A 20,139-nucleotide genomic window follows, 5' to 3' on the forward strand; every position below is an offset into this window, starting at 1 on the left:
GGGAGAAGCGGACAGGCTCCGTTTTTTCCGCCGTCATGTTATACTTTGCGTACAACGCATCGACTCCGGGAGGACTTGTTTTGGGCATAAAAATCGTAGTGGCGGATGACGAAACGAATATTACCGACGTATGCAAGCGCTATTTGGAACGGGAAGGGTACGAGGTGCTGACCGCAGCCAACGGCGATGAGGCGTTGTCGCTCTGGAAGGCGCATGCCCCGATGCTGCTCATTCTCGATCTGATGATGCCGCAGAAGGACGGCTGGCAAGTATGCCAATCGGTTCGCGATGAGGACGATGTGCCGATCATCATATTAACCGCGCGGAGCGAGGAACCGGACCGGCTCGCCGGCCTTACGATGGGCGCAGACGATTATATGACGAAGCCGTTCAGTCCGCGGGAGCTGGTGCTGCGGGTAAAGGCCATTCTCCGCCGTTACCGCGTTCCTGCACGCGAACTTGCAGAGAAGCCTGAAGCCCCGCAGGCGCTGGATTTCGGGGGGCTGGTCATCAATCCGTCAACCCGGCTCGTGAACATCAGCGGGAAGACGATCGAATTGACCGTGAAGGAATTCGAGCTGCTATATTTGATGGCCCGGCATCCGGAACAAGTATTTTCGCGGACGCAATTGTTGAATAAAATTTGGGATATCAGCTTTGAAGGCGATACGACGACCGTTACCGTTCATGTCCGCAGATTGCGGGAAAAAATTGAACCGGTCCCCTCGGAACCGAAATATATTAAAACGGTCTGGGGCATCGGCTATAAATTTGAAGGCAGGGGATTGTCGTGAAGCTGCGCACCTACTTTGTTTTGGCCAATGCCGTCAGTATCGCAGTTCTGCTCATCTGCCTGTTTATCAGCTATTCCGAGATGCTGCTGACCCAAGCCCAGTTCGTCTGGTTGGCTTCGGTAACCGGCGTTGTCGGGCTGTTTTCGGTCTTTTTGCATTTTATACTGACGAAACCGATCGAGAAATCGCTTCGTCTCCTTACGGACGAAACGCGGCAAATCGCCGCCGGCACATTTAATGCGGAAGTTCCGCTGATCGGCCCTTCCGAGTTCCAAACGCTGGCGCGGCAGTTTAACGACATGAGCGCCAACTTGCAGGCAAGCTTCGAGAGGATCCGCAGTGCGGAGCAAAACCGGCGCGAGCTGGTCGCCAACGTTTCCCACGATTTGCGTACCCCGCTTGCGTCCATTCAGTCTTATGTGGAAGCGCTGCAGGATGAAGTGGTCGTAAAGGATGACTACACGTTTAAGCAATATTTAGCGACGATTCAACTCGAAACGGTGCGTCTGGCCGGCCTTATTCATGATTTATTCGAGCTTTCACGGCTGGAGGCCGGAGCGGAACCGTTTGAACCGGAGCCGTGCGATCTGGACAGCCTCATTCTCCAAAAGCTGCAAAGCGTTGCCTTGACGATCGAGCAAAAACGGCTGCACGTTGACGTGTCCATTCCGGACCGGATGCCTCCGGTCAACATTATGCCGTTCAAAATACAGCGGGTATTCGCCAATTTGCTGGAAAACGCCATTCGTCATTCCCCGGACGGCGGCAAACTGACGATTTGCGCAGAACCGCATCGGGAGCATTTTATTCAAGTGAGCATCAAGGATGAAGGGGAAGGAATCCCGCACGGGCAGCAGGCTGCGATCTTCGACCGCTTCTACCGGATCGATCCGTCCCGCAGCCGTCAGAGCGGCGGTGCAGGACTCGGCCTGGCGATCGCCAAATCGATTATTCGCCTGCATAGAGGGGACATAGGCGTCGAAAGCGAAGCGGGCGGGGGAAGCCGCTTCTGGTTCACGCTGCCCGTCTATTCGAAGCCTTCATGAATTATCCGATCGTAATCTTCATTTCGGGATACATGAATTAGCCGATCGTAATCTTCCCTTCGGGATAACGGAACAGTTCCTTGCGCGGCTTCGGCTGCAGCGCGAGGGCAAATGTAATCAGCCCGACACGTCCGGTAAACATCAGCACAATGACGACGATTTTGCCCGCTAACGATAGCTTAGGCGTCAATCCCATGCTGTAGCCGACCGTGCCAAAGGCCGATGCCGCCTCGAACAGCAGCATCAGAAAGTTCTCATGCTGAACGGCCGTCAAGATCAGCGTCGCCACGATCACGACAAATACGGAGAGCATCGTCACGGCGATCGCCCGGTAAATATCGCCCCGGTCAATGCGGCGCCGGAACAGGACGACATCCTCCCGTCCGCGGGTCATTGCAACCAAAGCGGCTAACAGCACCACAAAGGTCGTGATTTTAATGCCGCCGCCGGTCGACCCCGGAGCCGCCCCGACAAACATCATCAGGATCATGAAAAACTGCGTTGCGCTGCGCAGCTCGGCAATCGGCAGCGTGTTGATTCCCGCCGAACGGAGGCCGACCGACTGAAAGAGCGGAGCGAGCAGCTTGCCTTCCCAGTCGAGCGTGCCAAGCGTGCGGGCGTTGGTAAATTCGAATACCGCCAAGACGATGGCACCGGCCCCGATCAGAATTCCGCTGGCGGTCAGAACCACCTTGCTGTGCAGCGACAAGCTGCGGGTCTTCGGATATTCGATCAGCTCGGACAGCACGATAAAGCCGAGACTGCCGAAAATGACCAGCACAATGGTTACGAGATTAATGAACGGATCTTCCGCATAATCCGTAAACCCGCCGAACAGTTCAAACCCTCCATTGTTAAAGATGGAGACCGCATGAAAAAATCCATGCCACACCGCTTGTCCGAGCGGCATCTCGGCCGCCCAGCGCAGCGCAAATCCGATCGTGCCGCAAAGCTCGATCACCGCCGAAAACAAAAAAACTTTTCCCGCAAGACGAACCAAACCTTCCATATTCGACTGGTTCATCGATTCTTTCAAAATGAGCTGGTCCCGCAGCGAGATGCGTCTGTTAAAAGCAATGGCAAACCACGTCGCCGTCGTCATAAACCCGAGTCCGCCGATCTGCATCAGGGCGAGCAGCACGATTTTGCCAAAATACGAGAACTGCGACGCCGTATCTACAACGGTCAGTCCTGTTACGCACGTGGCGGAAACGGCTGTGAACAATGCGTCTATGAACGGAAGCCCATTTCCGTTTACGGCGACAGGAAGCGACAGCAGCAGCGTTCCAATGGCGATAATAAGGGCGAAGCCGCCGGCAAGTGCGCGCGGCGGGGTCAACAGATGCGGTTTCATCATCGGACGCATCCCCGTCCTCCTTCACGTAGTCGTCTTCTCTGCGATAGCATTATCCCGTCATTTTACCATCTCTTACCGGCCGGAACAAAACAATATTCGGTTCGAGGCCAGCTTGAGCTCACACACAGCAAAGAAGCGCAAAAAGGTTTGCGCTTCATACCCGGCCTGCCTGAGAAACCTTGAGCAGGCTTTCAAAAGGCTGCCTCATGAATATTCACATGATGAGCCGGTCGCAAATTTGGCATAAGATGACCCCCAGTTCCGCTGAGAAGCCAGCTTGCTGTCTAGGAGCTTTTAATCATTTCCGCTATTTGGGGTCATGATTAATGTATCGTCACTGAGAGGTCTGTTCTCAATGTCCATTCTAGGGGGTGCACTTCAGCTGAGTGGGAGGTCGTTCTCGCAAAACCTGCGATAGTGCAGGCATTATCAACCGAAATCGCATGCCGAGAGTGAAAACCTGCGATAGTGCAGGAATTCCGGGCTTATATTGCCTGAACGTTAGATGGGGTCGGCAAAAAAATGTATTATTGCAGGAATTTTCACGTACCCGATAAATGAACAGAAAAAGGATGTACGATTGCATGTTTTTCAAATTTACACCCTTCGTGCAGAGCTATATATTGTAAGGCTGTCCACTGAAAAAGCAGGCAGCAGACTACCAAATAGAGTAGGCCCATGCTAAGTACATAGGCCTCTCACAGATCCGAACGTTCGGGTCGTTGCATCCGGCCCCTCCAGTGATTATCCCGGCAATGCTTACTGGACGTATTCACAGTTTGTACTGAACCACGCTGTCATGCGTAGACCGGGGTTTCTCGGCTCTTCCATCCTTTTCGTCGCATGTCCCAGTGAAGCTTTCTTACTTTCCTCCAACTGCGCAATTGTACCGCTCGAAGTCGCCTTCTTATCCACTTGTCCAACTCTCGAAATCGGGTCTGCACGTCTTCCCCGCTCCTCAGGCTGCCGATTTCGGCGCTGACGGCTGTTCCCCTTTATGCCGGCAAAGCGCGCGCAGCTCATTGCGCAGCTGCTGCTCCGTCTTGCCTTCGGTGGAAATGCCTTGACTGGCGGCAAATTGCTTTAATCGCTCAAACCGCTTCGCCTTCATCGACTTCTTGAACGCTTCCCATTTCGCGCTGTCTTTCGTTTTCATCGCCATAATTTCCGCCTTGAGCTGCTCCGCCGATTTGCCATCGGATTGGATGCCGAAGTAGGAGGCCGCTTCGCGCAGACGCTCCAGCCGCCATGCTTCATGCCGGTGCATATGGGGATGATGCCGGGAACCGTCCGCGTGCTGTTTGCCGCAGTCTCCATCCGGCATGCCATGGCCGACAACCGCAGCTTGCGCCGATTCGCCGTTCGGTTTTGCAGCATACGCCGATGCGCCGTGCGGAATTGCAGCCGCGAGCAGCAGCACGCCGAGCCCCAGTTTTATATCGATATTGCGCATGTTTTCCATCACCTGTCCTTTCCTTGCAACAGGTATATCATTCCCTTCCCTGCAATAATTATCCACCAGACCGAAAGCTACCAAGGCCAAAAATAAGCGCCCCGGTCATCGCCCGGAGCGCTGCGTGCCTTTTGTCCCATTAACGATTCCAACCGAGGCCGATTACTCAGCAAGCATCAGATCGAGCTCTTCGCCGGACAGATTGTTTTCCAGCACTTCACCGGCGGAAATATCGGGATGATCCGGCTTAACGAATACTTTGCCTTTTAAATAATACCCTTTCTCCCTTGCCTTGGCGTAAAAGCCGCACAGCTGTTCCGCCATTTTGACCGCCTTCTCTTCCGAATCGGCCACGGCCAGAGTGTTGCCGAAGCTGAGCGGATTTTTGGCGCTTTGCACGTTTACGCGATAAGGAGCAGCTGCGTCCGATGGTTCATATTTAACTAATATTTCGATATCAAAGCATGTGTTCCGATATTTGATCGTCATCATCAACACCGCCTCTAAAATACCTCATAGTGAGGTTAATTCGGCTCATGCACTAGTCCTGCCGTACTAGATATTACACATGCGATATCGGGTTGAAACAGCGCCGCTACACTTCCTCGCGCTTGTTGTCGCCCCGCAGCAAATCGCCCATCCAGCCTTTGGACCGCATCCAGAGATACACCCCGAGCGTGGACAACAAAATGACCGCAAGACCTGCCCCATAGCCCCAAGTCAAGTTCAGCTCCGGCATCACTTTGAAATTCATTCCCCATATCGCGCCAAGCACCGTCATCGGCGTGCACAACACGGTGAATACCGTCAGCGTCTTCATAATTTCATTGCCGCGGTAATTGGAAATGTTGTCGTCAAGCTGAGCGGGCTTTTGCCGAGCAGCTCGTGGAACGCTTCGTCCAGCGCGTAGCGGATTTCTCGGATCGGTCTTGTCAGGCCCGTCCAGTACAGCAGCGAATACCGCAATTCAAGCACTTGATGAAACAAATGTCCGCCGTTGCGGTCTTTCATTCTCATTTCCATCCGGTGCAGCTTTACTTCAAAATCATCCATCCCGGAAAAGAACGGCTCCATGATTCCGGAAGCAAGCTGAATGAATCCTTCCACGGGATTTGAACGGGTCGCGATGCGCTTAAAAAATTCGTCCGATCCCTCGCAGTCCTTTACGACATCCGACTCGTCGAATCCGATCGTAATGAGCGTTTCCACAGTCAAATAATAGTGAAAAATACAAGCGTCCTCCGGCTTCTCAATATCCCCGCAGATGACCAGCGACCCGTGAACGGCGTTTCGTCCATCATGATAAGAAACGGCGGATATGCGATTGCGTTTTTTGTCCGACGTTTTTATTAGCCACTTTTGTACGCTTTCGTTGTCCTTATAGAAGGAAGCGGCTTCCTCCTTGCTGTCAAACCGTTTCCATTGCCAATTCCCCACATTAAGGTATGGTGTGCTCTGCACTCCCTCAGCTCCTTTCCCTCATGCGTCATCTTTGCATCATTCGATACCCGCTGGGTCCGTTCGACGAATCAATGCAAGCGCTTTATGAAGATGCCAATTTCCGGTCGGTTTCCATTCAAGCGGGTTTTACCCATTTTGTTTCCGCCCCGTTAAACGATGCCGCCGGTTGGGTAATGAGGGTTATTCCGGCGCTGAAGCGGCCGGTTGCACATGAATAAAGGAGGGTTAATGCGATGTCAGCCTATACGTACGATATGCCCCGCCGGTTGGCGGGTAAGGCCGCATTCGTTACGGGCGCAGGCTCCGGAATCGGAAGAGCGGCGGCGCTGCTGTTTGCGCGTGAAGGGGCTAAGGTCGCGCTTGTCGATATTAACCGGCAGCGCATGCAGGAGGTTTGTTCGGAGATTTCCACATTAGGAGCTGAATATGCGCCGCTTCCGGCGGATATCGCCAATCCGCTGGAAGTCGAAGCGGCGTACCGGGGGTGCCTGGACCAATTCGGCAGACTCGATATCGTATTCGCCAATGCCGGCATTAACGGTACAATCTCCCCCTTGGAGCTGCTGACGCCCGAAGAATGGAAGCAGACGATCGATATCGACCTGACCGGAACCTTTTACACGCTAAAATACGCCATCCCCGCCTTAAAGGATAGCGGAGGCGGCAGCGTCATTATTACAAGCTCCATCAACGGCAACCGGGTCTTCACCAATTTCGGCATGGGCGCATACGGGACGGCCAAAGCGGGGCAGGTCGCACTGATGAAGATGGCGGCGCTTGAACTCGCCCGCTACAAAATCCGCGTCAACGCCGTCTGTCCGGGCGCGATCAGCACGGATATCGAAGCCAGCTCCAACCGCAAGCCGGAGGTGGACGGAATTACGATCCCGATCGTTTATCCCGAAGGCGGCCATCCGCTCGCCGGAGAATCGGGGCGGCCGGAGCAGGTAGCCAAACTCGTTCTGTTTCTCGCCTCAGACGATTCCGACCACATTACAGGCACCGAAATTTACATTGACGGCGCCGAATCGCTGCTGCGGGGGTGATCCGCTCCCCCTCCCTTCGTCGCTCAGGCGGCCGAAGGGAGGCTTGGACAGGTCCGAACGACAACCGCAGCGCAAAAAAAAAGCTGCCCGCTTAATGCGCAGGCAGCTTGCCTCGACCCGAAATCCCTTCCGCCAAATACCGCTGCAAAATATCGTCGAGCATTTCCAGCCGGACCGGCTTGCTGATATAATCCGTCATCCCGGCATCCAAGCAGCGCTGGCGGTCCGCCGGCAGCACGTTGGCCGTCATGGCGACAATGACCGGGCGGCTCCCCGTCTCTTTATTCTCGCCGATCCGGCGCGTCGCTTCCAGCCCATCCATGACCGGCATCTGCATATCCATCAGAATGAGGTCATACTCTTCGGCGGCTGCCATTTCAAGCGCCTGCCATCCGTTCTCGGCAATGTCGGCCGCATAGCCGAGACGGCCCAGCAGCCGCAGCGTCAGCTTCTGGTTCACTTCGTTGTCTTCCGCCACCAGAATTCGCGGCGGCGTTGACATTCCGTCGTTCCCGCCGATCACCGAGCGCGGGCCAAGCGGCAATGCGGCATCATCCCGTTCGCGCATGGCACCTTCCGCTTCTTCCCGTTCACGCTCGGAGGCGGCCCCGATCTCGCCGACCGTACCCTCCAGCATCGCGAGGAAAGAGAACGCCCCCTTGCGGCTTGGTTCCGCTTTCTCCTCCGGCGCAGGCAGCGCCGGCAACTCGCTCGGAGCGGCCTTGCCGCTTGCAAAACGCTTCAGAGCGATCGTGAACATAAACACGGCCCCTGTCGGCACATTATGCTCGACGCGGATTGTCCCGCCCATCATTTCGACAAGGTTGCTGCAGATGGCGAGCCCGAGTCCCGTTCCCCCGTACTTGCGGGTCATCGAAGAATCCAGCTGGGAGAACGGCTTGAAGAGTAGGGGCAGCTTGTCGTCCGGAATGCCGACGCCCGTATCCCGCACCTCGAACTCCAGCATCAAAAGCGGATTGACCGTTTCTTCCCCCGAAGCCGGGGCGCCCGTCTGCCAGACATCAAGCCCCGGTTTATTTTTCGCCGCTTTGTAAGGTTGACGATTCCCACCCTGATTCGATTGTTCCGCAGCACGGACGTAAATTTGGATGCTGCCCTCATTCGTGAATTTGATTGCGTTGCCCACCAGATTAATCAGAATTTGGCGCAGCTTGGTCGCATCTCCATACACAAATTCCGGTATCGCCGGGTCGATTGTACATGTGATGTCCAGGTTGCGTTCGCGGGATTTGGCGATAAACATATCAAGCGTCTCATCGAGACAGCTTTGCAGCTGGAACTGCACTTCCTCCAGCTCCATCTTCCCGGCTTCGATTTTGGCATAGTCGAGAATGTCGTTGATGACGTTCAGCAGCGTGTTCCCGCTCTTCTGGATAATCTCCGCATAATCGCGCTGCTCCTCGTTCAGTGCCGTTTCCATCAGCAGCGTCGTCATGCCGATCACTCCGTTCATCGGCGTGCGGATTTCATGGCTGACCATCGCCAGAAATTCCGTTTTCGCTCTGGCCGCAATTTCCGCCGCTTCCTTCGCCCGGACGAGCTCGCGCTCGGATTGCTTGCGCTCCGAAATATCGCTGATCGTACACGCATAGATCCGTTCGCCCTCGACCATCGTGCTGCCCAGCTTCATTTCGGCAAAAAACCAGCTTCCGTCTTTCCGGCGGGGAGTGACCTCTTCCGGCTTGATGCCAGGCTTGGAGCCATCCTCCGCCGTTTTGCCGCTAATATCCGGTTCAAGAAGCGGAATAAGAAGCGTAACCGGCTTGCCGATCACTTCCTCCTCCCCGTAGCCGAACATCGTCGTCAGCGCCTTGTTGACGGCCAGAATCGTACCCCGTTCGTCAAACGTGACCATCGTATCCATCGAAGTGCTGGTGACGACATTCGTCATCGCTTCCGCTTTCGACAGCTGATACGTCATGCGCAGCAGCTCATTGTTTATTTTTTCGAGCTCCTTCTTTTTCTGGTGAAGCAGGTCCGTTTGCAGCTGCAGTTTTTTATTGCTGACATACATACTGACGAAGCCTTCGATCTTTGAGCGGAAAATTTGCGGCACGAACGGTTTAAGCATATAGTCGATCGCTCCCACGGCATACCCGGTATATAAATGCTGGGTTTCCTTGCTCGTCGCAGAAACGAATATGATCGGAATTTCTTTCGTTTTATCGCGCGACTTAATCATTCTGGCTGTCTCGAAGCCATCCATGCCCGGCATCTGCACATCCAATACGATGACGGCAAAATCATCCTTCAGAAGAGCGCGCAGCGCTTCCTCCCCGGACAAACATTTGACCAGATTATAGTTTAAATCGCCGAGAACCGCTTCGATTGCAAGCAGATTTTCCGGATGGTCGTCAACCAGCAGTATATTGATAGGTCCATCATAGGAGATCACCATTGCTTCACCTGCCTAAAATAGAGTGAAACGGCACCGTTCATAAGCGGACATTCACTTCACCTTGCGGTATAACCGGTTGTGAATATCAAGCTCTTCATAACGATCGGCGTGCCTTGTGAAATTAATCGATTCCTTCGTGCCGAGACTGATCACACCGAACATACTGAGACTGTCGTACAGCAGAGAGTGAACGTGGTTTTGCAGTTCCTTGTTGAAATAAATCATTACGTTCCGGCACAGGATGACATGGAATTCGTTGAATGAACCGTCTGTGACGAGATTATGCTGGGCAAAGACGATATTTTTTTTCAAATCGCTTTGAAAAATAACCGAATCGTACTTGGCCGTGTAATAATCGGAGAACGACTCTCTGCCTCCCGCCTCCATGTAGTTGCGCGTATACTGTTGCATTCGCTCCAGCGGAAACACGCCTTCGCGCGCCACATCAAGCACATCCGCATTCATATCCGTTGCGTAGATGCGAGTGCGGTCGTACAGCCCTTCCTCCTGCAGCAGAATCGCCATCGAATACACCTCTTCGCCGGTCGAACAGCCTGCATGCCAAATCCGGATGAACGGATACGTCCGCAGCAGCGGCACCACAGCTTTACGGAACGACAGGAACGCTTCGGGATCGCGGAACATTTCCGTTACGTGAATGGTCATATCGGCGATCAGCCGCTTCAGACAGTCCCGGTCATGGAGGACGCGTTCGGTAAGCCCCGTCACGGTTGCAAGCCGCTCCGCATTCACACGGTGCCAAATCCGGCGCCGGATCGAGGCGTAAGCGTAATTGCGGAAATCGTAACCGTGCAGCCGGAATACCGCCTCCAGCAGCAGCTCGATTTCCACTTGTTCGCGCTCATCGTTTTGCGATGAAAATTTCTCACTGTTATTTATATAACCACACCCTCATCAATGAAAGCAGCTGATCAATATTTACCGGCTTGGCAAAGTAATCGGAAGCTCCCGCTTCGATACATTTATCACGGTCGCCCTTCATCGCTTTGGCGGTTATGGCGATAATAGGCAGCTTGTCGTACTTGGCATTTTCACGAATGAGACGCATCGCTTCGTAGCCGTCCATTTCCGGCATCATAATATCCATCAGCACAAGATCAAGGTCGGCGTTCTTCTCGATCATCTCAATCGCTTCGCGGCCGTTTTCAGCGTACAGCACGTTTATATGATAGCTTTCCAGCACGCTCCCGAGCGCGAACACGTTGCGGATGTCGTCATCGACGATGAGCACGTTTTTATGCTCGAAAATCGTTTCCACATTGTGCAGCTGGCGCAGCAAATTGCGTTTCTCCTCCGGCATCTGGGCTTCGATGCGGTGCAGGAACAGCGTCGTTTCGTCAAGAAGCCGCTCGGGCGATTTCACATCCTTAATGATGATCGTCTCCGCATACTTCTTCAGCATCATCTCTTCCCGCTTTTCCAGCTCGCGGCCGGTATAAATAATAATCGGCAGGTCGTGCAAATCTTCGTTTTTGCGGATTTGATCGAGCAGCTCGAAGCCGGTCATATCCGGCAGACCGAGGTCGAGCACCATGCAATCGTAGTGCTGGCCGCCCAGCTCCATCAGCGCTTCCCTGCCCGAGGAAACGCCCGTAATGGCGACGTCCTCATCGCCGATAAGCTCCTCGATCGAGCGGCGCTGAGCCTCGTCGTCCTCGACGATGAGCAGCCGCTTCAGATTCCGTTCCATAAACGATTCAATCTGCGAGAATACGGCGTCCAGGCTTTCTTTGGTCGTCGGCTTCTTCAAGTACGCGATCGCTCCAAGCGAGAGGCCCTGCTGAATTTCATCGAAGACGGATATGAGATGGACCGGTATATGCCGCGTATCCGAATGGTTCTTCAGCTGGTGAAGCACCGACCAGCCGTCCATGACGGGCAGCTGAATATCCAGCAATATCGCATCCGGCTTGTAATTGCGCGCATAGCTCAGCCCTTTGTCGCCCTGCAGCGCCACGATTCCTTTAAACCCGCGGGCTCTTGCGATGTCGAGCAGAATGCGGGCGAAGGCGATATCGTCTTCAACGATCAGCACCAGCTTGTCGCCCTGCTCCAGCGTCTCCAAATCGTCCGTCAAATCGACCGTCAGTTCCGGCTTTGAGCTTCTGGCGTTCTCCGGCTTGGGCGGCGCGGAGACTTCCGACCGAGATGCAGCCGTTTCGGCCATCTGCGGAAACAGCTGCGAATCGGATTGTCCGCCCTCTTCCTGCAGCTCCAGCCGGCTGCCGGAATGAAGCTCCGGAATGACCAGCGTAAATGCGCTGCCCCGCCCCTCTTCGCTCTCCAGTCTTAACGTGCCCCCGAGCAGCTTCGCCAAGTCGCGGCTGATCGCAAGCCCAAGGCCCGTGCCGCCGTATTTGCGGCTTGTCGTGCCGTCCGCCTGCTGGAACGCTTCGAATATGATCGACTGTTTATCCTCTTGAATGCCGATTCCGGTATCCCGCACTTCGAAAGCGATCCAACCGCCGCCGCTTCCACCGGCCGGCAGTTCATGTTCCCCGGCCCGGCGAATATGCAGCTTGACGGAGCCTTGATTCGTAAATTTAAACGCGTTGGAAAGCAGGTTGCGCAAAATCTGTTTTACCCGATGGCCGTCCGTAAAAATTTGCCGCGATACGTCTTCGTCCACCTTCGTTTCGAGAGCGACCCCTTTCTGCTGGCTGATCGGCCGGAAGTTGCGCATGACGTAATGCTCCAGCTCGGCAAGCGGCACATATTCGGTGACGAGGTCCATTTTGCCCGCTCCGATTTTGGACAAATCAAGAATTTCATCGATCAGCTTCAGCAGATCGCTGCCGGAGGCATGAATCGTCGTTGCGAATTCGACCTGCTTCTCCGTCAAATTTCCTTCCTTGTTGCCTGCGAGCATTTGCGACAAAATAAGAAGACTGTTCAGCGGCGTTCGCAGCTCATGCGACATATTGGCCAAAAACTCCGATTTATACTTGGACGCAAGCCCAAGCTGGATCGTCTGCTTCTCCAGCGCGTCGCGCGTCTTCTCGATGCGTTCATTTTGCTTCTTCGTTTCTTTCATTTGCAGCTCCAGCAGATGGGTCTTCTGCAGCAGCTCTTCATTCGTCTGCTCCAGCTGTTCCTGCTGGTTTTGCAGCGTCTCCTCGGATCGCTTGAGCGCTCTCGTCTGCTCTTCCAGACGGTCGTTGGAGCGGCGCAGCTCATCCTGCTGGCTCATCAGCTCCTCCGATTGCGACTGCAGCTCCTCGCTCATCGTCTGCGATTCGCGCAGCAGCTCTTCGATCCGGTTCCGGCCGAACGCATTATGCATCACCATGCCCATGTTCTCGCCAAGCTGCTGCAGCAGCTCGATGTGCGCCTGCGTAAACGACTTCAGAGTGGCCAATTCAAGGACGGCTACGACATGGCTCTGATAATGAACCGGAACGAGATAGATTTGCTTGGGGCTAGCCTCGCCAAAACCCGAGCGGATGCGCACATAAGAATCGGGCACCTGCTCCAGGAGCATCGGCTTCCGGTCTGCCGCACACTGGCCGACCAGTCCTTCGCCCCATGCGAAATGTTTCACGGCGATGGGCTGGTCTTCGCCAGCATAGACGCCCATCAAGTCGAGCTTTCTGCCTTCGCCCAGATTATCGCGCACATAAAGCGCTCCGTAGCTCGCCTCAACAAGCGGCGTCACGGCGTCAACAAATTTGCCGGCCAAGCTGTTCAAATTGTTTTCATTTTGAACCCCCACGATGACGCCCGCCAAATTCGTTTTGATCCAGGTCTGTACCTGCATCTGCCGGTTGTGTTCCTCCTCGCGCGCGGTCTTCTCGTCAAGATCGTCCGCCAGCGCAATGAACGTGTCGGCTACCGCGCCGAATTCGCCGCCCGGTCTTGTCCGCAGACGGGCCGTCCTGGCGGCCTCTCCCCCTTTGGCGAAGCCGTTGATCATGTGCGAGAGGGAGTTAAAGCCGCGGCTCATGCTCAGCAGGCTCCAGAACACGACGACAAGTCCGGCCAAAATTCCGATCGCCGTCACGATAATCATCAGATTCGTCGTATCCGTATTATCCTGCTCCGCCTGGGCAACGGCGTTCTGCATCGCCCGCTGATGGTAATTGGCCAATTTGTCAATTTGCGCGACAAGCTGCTCCTGGTAAGCCCGCCCTTCGCTTTCGCGAAGCTGGATGGCGGCCTCTCCCCGTCCCTGGCCGACCAGATTGATAACCTGCCTCATGTAGTTCTCGTACTCTTCAGTGTCGGCCGCAAGCTCGTCCACCATTTCGCCTTCATACTCCGAAAGGTAATTGAGCTGCAGCTTCTGGACCGCATCGTTCAGATTGGCGGCGGCCGCTTCCAGCGCCGGTTTGTTTTTGTCCAGCGTCTCCCGCGTCGGTACGGTAAGCACATTGACCAGAAAAGTGGCAATATCGTTTGCCTGGCTGCGGGCGTTCATCGCAACCGATACTTTCATATACCTTTGATCGTAGACTTCATTGGTTTGCGCGCCCAGATTATACAAATTGCGTATGCCGGCACTGCTGAGAAGCAGCAAAATCGTCATCAGAAATGAAAATCCGAGCAGCAGTTTCGTACGTATCTTCATCTGTCTGTCATCACCGCAATCCCCTCTCGCAATCCCCTCTAGTAAAATAATCGAAATAACAGAGGCTCAAACTTGGTATAAACTTGGTATAGACTTGGTGTAGACTTGGTATAAGAGCTTGACTTTTAAGTGAACTCAGCTGCATCAGCTGCATGGAATCGACGCGAGCGGACATAGAATCCGCTATTTCCCGCATATCACTCGTTTTTTGGGCTGAACGCGGACTTACGATCCGTTAATGGCTGTGAATCTTCGCAAATTGGACTCACAGCACTTGACTCACAGCACTAGCCCCGCAGCCACTAGTCTCACGCCGCCGGCCACTACTACTTAGAACTGTTGATCTGCACTTCTATAACGCAATACAGCCCTGCACCAAATCATCTGGTAGTTCGCTCCGAAAAACCTTTCGATGATCTAACGGAACTGAAGTAGCTTTTATTTTGCAGTTATGAACCGATTTGGATATCTAACGGAACTGACAGCTCTTATTTTACATTTATGAGCCCATTTGGGTATCTAACGGAACTGACAGCTCTTAATCGATTTAAAATGGGTTATTTTCAGACCGAAAAACAGAAATAAGGTCCGATACTTCCGTTAGATTTTCAAATTGAACAAAATGAGCAGAATAACGTCCACTGCTTCCGTTAGCATCCAAGAACAACCCGTAATGCAAAGCCCCACCATTCTACACAATAACAAGGAAGGCGTCACTCCTATACCGCAAATTGCACGATATTTACAAGGGAAATACCGGATTCCCATTGACGCTAAAGCAGCCGCCGCCCATTCGGGCAGCGGCTGCGGCGGATCTTCCATGCCGGCAGTTTCAATTAGAGTACCTTTACCCCCATCGAAAAAAACTGAATCAGCATCTCCGGAACGTTATTCGATTCGTATTACTCTGAGGTCATCGGCCAGAAGAAATCAATCGACGTCAGCTTTCCGCTGCTCCCGTCCACAAACAGTTTCGCCGCCATGCCATTCGCGTCCACATAGCCGAAACCGTCCTCCGCTTCGAAATCCGGCTTTCCGAATGCATTCTTCCAAGCTTCAATATCGACGGGAAGGGTCAACCCCCCGACTTTCACTTCGCCCGCTTCCTTCGGAATAAGAATATAATTCAGTTGGTCGCCGTCAAATCCGATCGTGATGCCGGGATAGATCCAGCTCGTCCTCGAGGAGAGCTGCTCGTCGGCCGGAGCCGCTGCGGGAAGGCCGAGCTTGCGCATCACATCCGCTTTGCCGTCGCTGAGGGAAACGCCGTTGATCATGCCGAAATCACGCTTTCCTCCCGCCAGATGAGGCTCCGCTTTGAAGAAAGCATTTTCCGCTTCCTGTTCCCCGCTTCCTGCGGACAACTCCAGCAGGGGCGTGCCGCTATTAATCGCACCAACGGGTGCTGACTGCACTTCCGGAGCTGCCGGCCGGCTGTCAAATTTTAACGTCAATCCCAATCCGGCAAACAGCAGCAGCGTGCAAGCGGCGGCAACTCCGATTATTGTGCGCATCAAATATACACCCTCTCCCGTTCAATTCAAGGACGATTGCCCTATTGTTTCCCATTACCACGACGAACAGCCTATCAAACAAGTCCGTATCCGAAATTTAGCCGTCCGATGACGGCGGCGGAAAACGTCATGCGCATTAAGCTGTCGGAGCTCGGGTTCAGCACTCTCGTTCGGGATTTGGATGGAGCGTGAAAAAAAAAAGGAACCGCTCCCGGTCCCTTTTCTACGCATGTTGCACTTAACGCGGCACGCCGTCCGATTTCACAATGAGCTGCTCAAGCGGCTGCACCACTTCGTCCCTAACGAAATGCTCGCCGATAAAGACGGCGACATCTTTAACGTCCCCTTGAGGCCGGATCGCCAAAAAGTCCACTTCGCGGTAGGCGTACTGGAACAGAAACCGGCTTGCGGTATCGGTAAACGTGACGATTCCTTTGGCTCGGTATACGTTGTCCGGAAGCTTCCGGAGAAACGCTTCGAACGCTTCGCTGTCCACAGGACCGTCCAAATAACAGGTAACCGCCATCACGTGGTCGTGCCCGCTGTGCGAATGAGCTCCGTGCTCGTGGCTATGCTCGTCGTGCGGATGAGCTCCGTGCTCGTGGCCGTGACCGCTGTACGAACGAGCTCCATGCTCGTGGTCGTGCTCGCTGTGCGAACGAGCTCCGTGCTCGTGGCTGTGCTCGCCGTGCGGATGAGCTCCGTGCTCGTGGCCGTGATCGTCATGCCCGCAGCCGCAACCGGGAGCGTGTTTCCCTTCGCCGGTGGAGCAGGAGCCGGCTGTCTTCATGTCCATTTTAAGATCGGCTTCTTCCGCTCCGGACTTCAGATGATCGTCCAGCCACCGTTCGTCCATATCGCAGCGGACCGCCGCGACGACCGGCGCATAGCGGTTCAGCTCCCGAAGCAGCTGTTCCGCCTCCACCCGCTCGTCCGGCTGCAGCAAATCGGTCTTATTCAGCACGAGAGAGGTCGCGCAAACGATTCCATCCCGCTGCAGCTTATACGTCCGGCCTTTGCCGCTGCGGCCAAGTCGCAGAAGCTCCGGTCCGTCGACGACCGTGACGATCGTTTCGAGCGAAATCCGCACCATCATCGCCGCTTCCGTTATACCGTCGATCATTTCCAGCGGGCTCGCTGCTCCGGTCGATTCGATCAGAATGACGTCGGGTTCATGCTGCTGCACAAGCGCCATTATTTCCATGCCCAGGTCGCCGCGGGAGGTGCAGCATATACAGCCGCCGAGCATTTCAGCCATCGGAACATCACGCTCGACAAGCATCCCGTCAAGATTCACTTCCCCCAGCTCGTTCACAATGACCGCCGGCTTCAGGCCGGACGTTTTGCACCGCTCCAGCAGCCGGGTCAGCAGCGTCGTTTTGCCGCTCCCAAGAAATCCGGCCAGCACAATGACCGGTATCGGCTTACGTGATTCTCTCATTCCACATTTCTCCTTTTGTTCATGCGACTAACGGTTTGCGTCATTCAAACGCCGCAAGCTTTATGCGGTTTTCGACATAAAAATCTAAAAAATGCAATCACCGTTCGACAGACTGTATAACGTTTTCATAGTATCATTTCTTTAGATATGTTGGGCTTTCCGTTATCGGCTGCAACCCGTGATCCGGACTGCCGAATCCATTGCCGATCATGAGCGCCGACATACTCTAATCCTGCGCATGTTCCGGCTGTGCGGACACAATAAATAACGGGAGGAGTTGATTTCATTCATAAGTTGCATTAATTATGCATTATAATCCATTATAACTCAAAACAAGGCTTGCTCGGGCGGCAGCGTCTGCGCGCGCGAACAAACCTTGTCGGTGACAGAGACTAAAGCGGTCGACCCGCCGGCTTCAATGCTGACGTCTGCCTGTTCTCTGCCGATCAATGAACTTTAGCGATAACCAAAATCTTGCCTTGGTCGAGCACTTCTTCATACCGCTCGGCTTCCATGTCATTCAGGCCGATCGCCCCCAGCTTGGAGCGAAGCTCGTCTCCCCGCGAGCGAAACATATTCGCCATGGAGTTGAACACGCCCTCCTCCGACAGGCCGATTTCATTGGCGTTGGAGTTGTCGGCCAGACGGTCCGTTTCATCCTTGTCATGAGTCAACACGTAAATTTCATCCCGGTTATAGCCGCGTCGATTCAATTCACGCACGGCTGACATCGCGTCCATACCATTCTCAACGACTTGAATGCTCGGTTTCATCGTAATCCCTCCATTTTTCGTAAAAGTTATTTTTTTGAGGTTATGAATGAATGTAAGCATATCCTCAAGTTACTTTTCGTTAACCGTCCCGATCACGGTTGAATCAACCATTAAGAAATGGTAATTAATGTTTATTTTTGCATTCCATTTCTTGATAGCGATTTCGTTTCAAACCGATGCGGGGCGTTTACAACTATAGTACACATTGGAAACGGAGGTAGACAGATGAAACAAACGAAATGTGTAGCGATGCTGCTTGCGGGCGGCGAAGGGAAACGACTGGCTCCGTTAACAAACCGTCTGGCAAAGCCGGCGGTGCACTTTGGTGGACGGTACCGGATCATCGATTTCCCTCTTAGCAATTGCGTGAACTCCGGTATCGATACGGTCGGCATTTTGACCCAATACATGAAAGACTCCATCGATACGCATATCGGAGAAGGCGATGCGTGGAGCAATCTTCAAGTTTCGCTGCTGTCTTCCAATGATGAAACCGGCGGATATGTCGGTACAGCCGATGCCATCTACCAGAACCTTGATTTTATCGAATCCAGCAATCCGGAGCACGTGCTTATTGTCTCCGGCGACCATATCTATCACATGGATTATAACGACATGCTTCAGTTTCATATTAATAAAGGCGCTTCCATGACGCTTGCCGTCAAGGACGTTCCGTGGGAAGAAGCGTCCCGGTTCGGAATTATGAATACGGACAAATCGTACAAAGTGCAGACGTTCGAAGAAAAACCGGCCAATCCGAAAAGCAACCTGGCTTCAATGGGCGTCTATATTTTCAAATGGGATGTGCTGCAAAAATATTTGCGGGAAGATGCCCTGAATCCGGAATCCTCGCACGACTTCGGCAAAGACGTTATTCCCGCCATGCTGTCGGCGGATCGTCATCATGTGTACGCTTACCGTTTTGAAGGATATTGGAGAGACGTGGGCACACCGGACAGCTTGTGGGAAGCCCACATGGACCTGCTTACCGGAGAGTTCGAAATTGAGCGTACCGATTGGCCGATGCATACTCCGGAATACATGGCTTCATCCGCCATCCAGGTGGCGCCTTATGCCGACGTCCAACAATCGATGATGAATCGCGGCTGCAGGATTGAAGGCGAGGTAAACCGTTCGATCCTGTTCCAGAGCGTACAAATCGGACAAGGCAGCCAAGTAAAGGAGAGCATTATTATGCCGGGCGCCCGGATCGGCCGCAACGTCACGATCCATCGCGCCATTATCGGTGAAGACGCTTATATCGCAGACGGTTCGTACATTTCCGGACAGGACGGCAAAATTATCGTAATCGGGGCAGGGGAGTTCCGATTTACCCGCGGACCGCTGCAGCGCCGCAAGGGACGCATCGTTACCGGTGCGGAAGAAGCGGCAAGCGGCGCCGCGGAATGGTATGAAGAACGTCTTTATTCCTAATCATACGGTAAAATGATGAGCGCGGACGACGCGGCGGTAACGAGAGGCCTGCTTGCCGACCGAAACGGCGCACGAACGCGCTCGCTTAAGCGAATTAAGCTTCGCTCGCGCAATACAAAGGGCTGCCTGAAGGTTGTTGACCTTCTCAGGCAGCCCTTATCTTTTGTCCTATTGCCGGAATGATCATTGTCTGCACCGCAGCCGTGCGCTCAAACCGGAGCGTCCCGTATCCGGCCGGTCAGGTTTCTGAAGCGCAATGACGGCATGAAGCACGATCGAATCTGGCACCTGCAGCAATTTGCGGGCGATAAAATGGTCAAAGCCGCCCGCCGCACGCGTCGATATCCCCATCAGCCTCGCCTGGCGCGCCAGTCTCGCCCATGCTCCCCCTGCGTCCTTGAGCGTGGCGGCACTGCTTTGTTCCTGAGCCGGCTGCCTGTGCGAAGAGAAAAGCAGCAGCGCCGCTGCGTTGTCCGTCCAGGTGCGGTCTTTCGCGCGGATAAAGGAACGGAACAGCACCTTCTCCTCCTCCGTCATCGCCGCGTAAAAGCTCCACTTCCTCTCATTTGCGGACGATGGTTCCGCATAGGCGGCCTTCACAATAGACAGCAGCGCTTCCTCATCGAGTCCGCTTTTCTCGGACGGGGACCGCTTGAGGCGGTTAACTATTGGAGAATCGGCCGGCTGCTCCGGCTTGAAAGAAAAAAACGCTTCTTGAATCGTCATTATGAATTCGCTCCCTTCATTTGTCACGGTATCGGTATCCGTCGGTGATCAGAGTACTTGCAAGAGTGGAAAAAAGGAGGCACCCGA

17 protein-coding genes are annotated in these 20,139 nt (G+C 54.1%); 4 read left to right on the forward strand and 13 right to left on the reverse strand.

All coding sequences use genetic code 11. The features are described 5' to 3' along the window. Positions 1-35: 35 nt before the first annotated feature. The gene (locus VN24_RS03680; RefSeq protein ID WP_045669310.1) at positions 36-794 is read left to right on the forward strand and encodes a response regulator transcription factor; all 759 of its coding nucleotides are present in this window, start codon (positions 36-38) and stop codon (positions 792-794) included. Next, complete coding sequence (locus VN24_RS03685) at positions 791-1,840, forward strand: sensor histidine kinase (protein WP_045669311.1); 1,050 nt, start codon at positions 791-793, stop codon at positions 1,838-1,840. Before VN24_RS03680 ends, VN24_RS03685 begins: the two co-directional genes overlap by 4 nt. A 37-nt stretch (positions 1,841-1,877) precedes the next feature. Here VN24_RS03685 and VN24_RS03690 read toward each other — a convergent pair whose 3' ends face one another. The 6 genes from VN24_RS03690 to VN24_RS03710 form a co-directional block, all read right to left on the reverse strand. Next, a complete protein-coding gene (locus tag VN24_RS03690; protein ID WP_045669312.1) occupies positions 1,878-3,206 on the reverse strand; it encodes a TrkH family potassium uptake protein in 1,329 nt (442 codons plus the stop codon). Positions 3,207-3,994: 788 nt separating this feature from the next. Next, a complete protein-coding gene (locus VN24_RS28670; protein ID WP_420798597.1) occupies positions 3,995-4,141 on the reverse strand; it encodes a hypothetical protein in 147 nt (48 codons plus the stop codon). A gap of 14 nt (positions 4,142-4,155) precedes the next feature. Beyond that, the gene (locus VN24_RS03695; RefSeq protein WP_148505189.1) at positions 4,156-4,650 is read right to left on the reverse strand and encodes a hypothetical protein; all 495 of its coding nucleotides are present in this window, start codon (positions 4,648-4,650) and stop codon (positions 4,156-4,158) included. Positions 4,651-4,812: 162 nt separating this feature from the next. Beyond that, positions 4,813-5,142 carry a hypothetical protein gene (locus tag VN24_RS03700; protein ID WP_148505190.1) on the reverse strand — a complete coding sequence of 110 codons (330 nt, stop codon included), beginning with the start codon at positions 5,140-5,142 and terminating at the stop codon, positions 4,813-4,815. A gap of 103 nt (positions 5,143-5,245) precedes the next feature. Further along, positions 5,246-5,470, reverse strand: a complete 225-nt coding sequence (locus tag VN24_RS03705; protein ID WP_045669314.1) for a CorA family divalent cation transporter — start codon at positions 5,468-5,470, stop codon at positions 5,246-5,248. Next, on the reverse strand, positions 5,467-6,111 hold the full coding sequence (locus VN24_RS03710) for a magnesium transporter CorA family protein (RefSeq protein ID WP_148505191.1): 645 nt from the start codon (positions 6,109-6,111) through the stop codon (positions 5,467-5,469). The genes VN24_RS03705 and VN24_RS03710 overlap by 4 nt, the downstream gene beginning before the upstream one ends. A 233-nt stretch (positions 6,112-6,344) precedes the next feature. On the opposite strand from VN24_RS03710, the gene VN24_RS03720 reads away from it, so the two are divergent. Continuing rightward, positions 6,345-7,157, forward strand: coding sequence for an SDR family oxidoreductase (locus VN24_RS03720; protein ID WP_238590820.1), 813 nt, complete (start codon positions 6,345-6,347; stop codon positions 7,155-7,157). Positions 7,158-7,248: 91 nt separating this feature from the next. Here VN24_RS03720 and VN24_RS28675 read toward each other — a convergent pair whose 3' ends face one another. The 6 genes from VN24_RS28675 to VN24_RS03750 form a co-directional block, all read right to left on the reverse strand. Continuing rightward, positions 7,249-9,576, reverse strand: coding sequence for a response regulator (locus tag VN24_RS28675; RefSeq protein WP_082083602.1), 2,328 nt, complete (start codon positions 9,574-9,576; stop codon positions 7,249-7,251). Positions 9,577-9,627: 51 nt separating this feature from the next. Next, on the reverse strand, positions 9,628-10,428 hold the full coding sequence (locus tag VN24_RS03730; RefSeq protein WP_338012221.1) for a CheR family methyltransferase: 801 nt from the start codon (positions 10,426-10,428) through the stop codon (positions 9,628-9,630). Between the two features lie 40 nt (positions 10,429-10,468). Continuing rightward, the gene (locus VN24_RS03735; protein ID WP_045669318.1) at positions 10,469-14,164 is read right to left on the reverse strand and encodes a response regulator; all 3,696 of its coding nucleotides are present in this window, start codon (positions 14,162-14,164) and stop codon (positions 10,469-10,471) included. Between the two features lie 902 nt (positions 14,165-15,066). Beyond that, positions 15,067-15,678, reverse strand: a complete 612-nt coding sequence (locus VN24_RS03740) for a hypothetical protein (RefSeq protein WP_045669319.1) — start codon at positions 15,676-15,678, stop codon at positions 15,067-15,069. A gap of 238 nt (positions 15,679-15,916) precedes the next feature. After that, positions 15,917-17,119, reverse strand: coding sequence for a GTP-binding protein (locus VN24_RS03745; RefSeq protein ID WP_045669320.1), 1,203 nt, complete (start codon positions 17,117-17,119; stop codon positions 15,917-15,919). Positions 17,120-17,565: 446 nt separating this feature from the next. Continuing rightward, positions 17,566-17,892, reverse strand: a complete 327-nt coding sequence (locus VN24_RS03750; RefSeq protein WP_045669321.1) for a YflT domain-containing protein — start codon at positions 17,890-17,892, stop codon at positions 17,566-17,568. Positions 17,893-18,117: 225 nt separating this feature from the next. On the opposite strand from VN24_RS03750, the gene VN24_RS03755 reads away from it, so the two are divergent. Then, positions 18,118-19,326: a glucose-1-phosphate adenylyltransferase gene (locus VN24_RS03755; protein WP_045669322.1), complete on the forward strand. Its 1,209-nt coding sequence runs from the start codon at positions 18,118-18,120 to the stop codon at positions 19,324-19,326. Positions 19,327-19,509: 183 nt separating this feature from the next. On the opposite strand, the gene VN24_RS03760 is transcribed toward VN24_RS03755, so the two are convergent. Continuing rightward, complete coding sequence (locus tag VN24_RS03760) at positions 19,510-20,052, reverse strand: nitroreductase family protein (protein WP_052702769.1); 543 nt, start codon at positions 20,050-20,052, stop codon at positions 19,510-19,512. Between the last annotated feature and the right edge of the window lie 87 nt (positions 20,053-20,139).

The organism is Paenibacillus beijingensis (genome assembly GCF_000961095.1).
In the GTDB taxonomy this organism is placed as follows: Bacteria; Bacillota; Bacilli; order Paenibacillales; family Paenibacillaceae; genus Paenibacillus_O; species Paenibacillus_O beijingensis.

Bases quoted from the DNA above. Each gene is read 5' to 3' on its own strand.
- VN24_RS03680 (WP_045669310.1), top strand. From the start codon at position 36: ATGTTATACTTTGCGTACAACGCATCGACTCCGGGAGGACTTGTTTTG.
- VN24_RS03690 (WP_045669312.1), bottom strand. From the start codon at position 3,206: ATGCGTCCGATGATGAAACCGCATCTGTTGACCCCGCCGCGCGCACTT.
- VN24_RS03695 (WP_148505189.1), bottom strand. From the start codon at position 4,650: ATGCGCAATATCGATATAAAACTGGGGCTCGGCGTGCTGCTGCTCGCG.
- VN24_RS03700 (WP_148505190.1), bottom strand. From the start codon at position 5,142: ATGATGACGATCAAATATCGGAACACATGCTTTGATATCGAAATATTA.
- VN24_RS03705 (WP_045669314.1), bottom strand. From the start codon at position 5,470: ATGAAGACGCTGACGGTATTCACCGTGTTGTGCACGCCGATGACGGTG.
- VN24_RS03720 (WP_238590820.1), top strand. From the start codon at position 6,345: ATGTCAGCCTATACGTACGATATGCCCCGCCGGTTGGCGGGTAAGGCC.
- VN24_RS28675 (WP_082083602.1), bottom strand. From the start codon at position 9,576: ATGGTGATCTCCTATGATGGACCTATCAATATACTGCTGGTTGACGAC.
- VN24_RS03735 (WP_045669318.1), bottom strand. From the start codon at position 14,164: ATGAAGATACGTACGAAACTGCTGCTCGGATTTTCATTTCTGATGACG.
- VN24_RS03740 (WP_045669319.1), bottom strand. From the start codon at position 15,678: ATGCGCACAATAATCGGAGTTGCCGCCGCTTGCACGCTGCTGCTGTTT.
- VN24_RS03745 (WP_045669320.1), bottom strand. From the start codon at position 17,119: ATGAGAGAATCACGTAAGCCGATACCGGTCATTGTGCTGGCCGGATTT.
- VN24_RS03750 (WP_045669321.1), bottom strand. From the start codon at position 17,892: ATGAAACCGAGCATTCAAGTCGTTGAGAATGGTATGGACGCGATGTCA.
- VN24_RS03755 (WP_045669322.1), top strand. From the start codon at position 18,118: ATGAAACAAACGAAATGTGTAGCGATGCTGCTTGCGGGCGGCGAAGGG.
- VN24_RS03760 (WP_052702769.1), bottom strand. From the start codon at position 20,052: ATGACGATTCAAGAAGCGTTTTTTTCTTTCAAGCCGGAGCAGCCGGCC.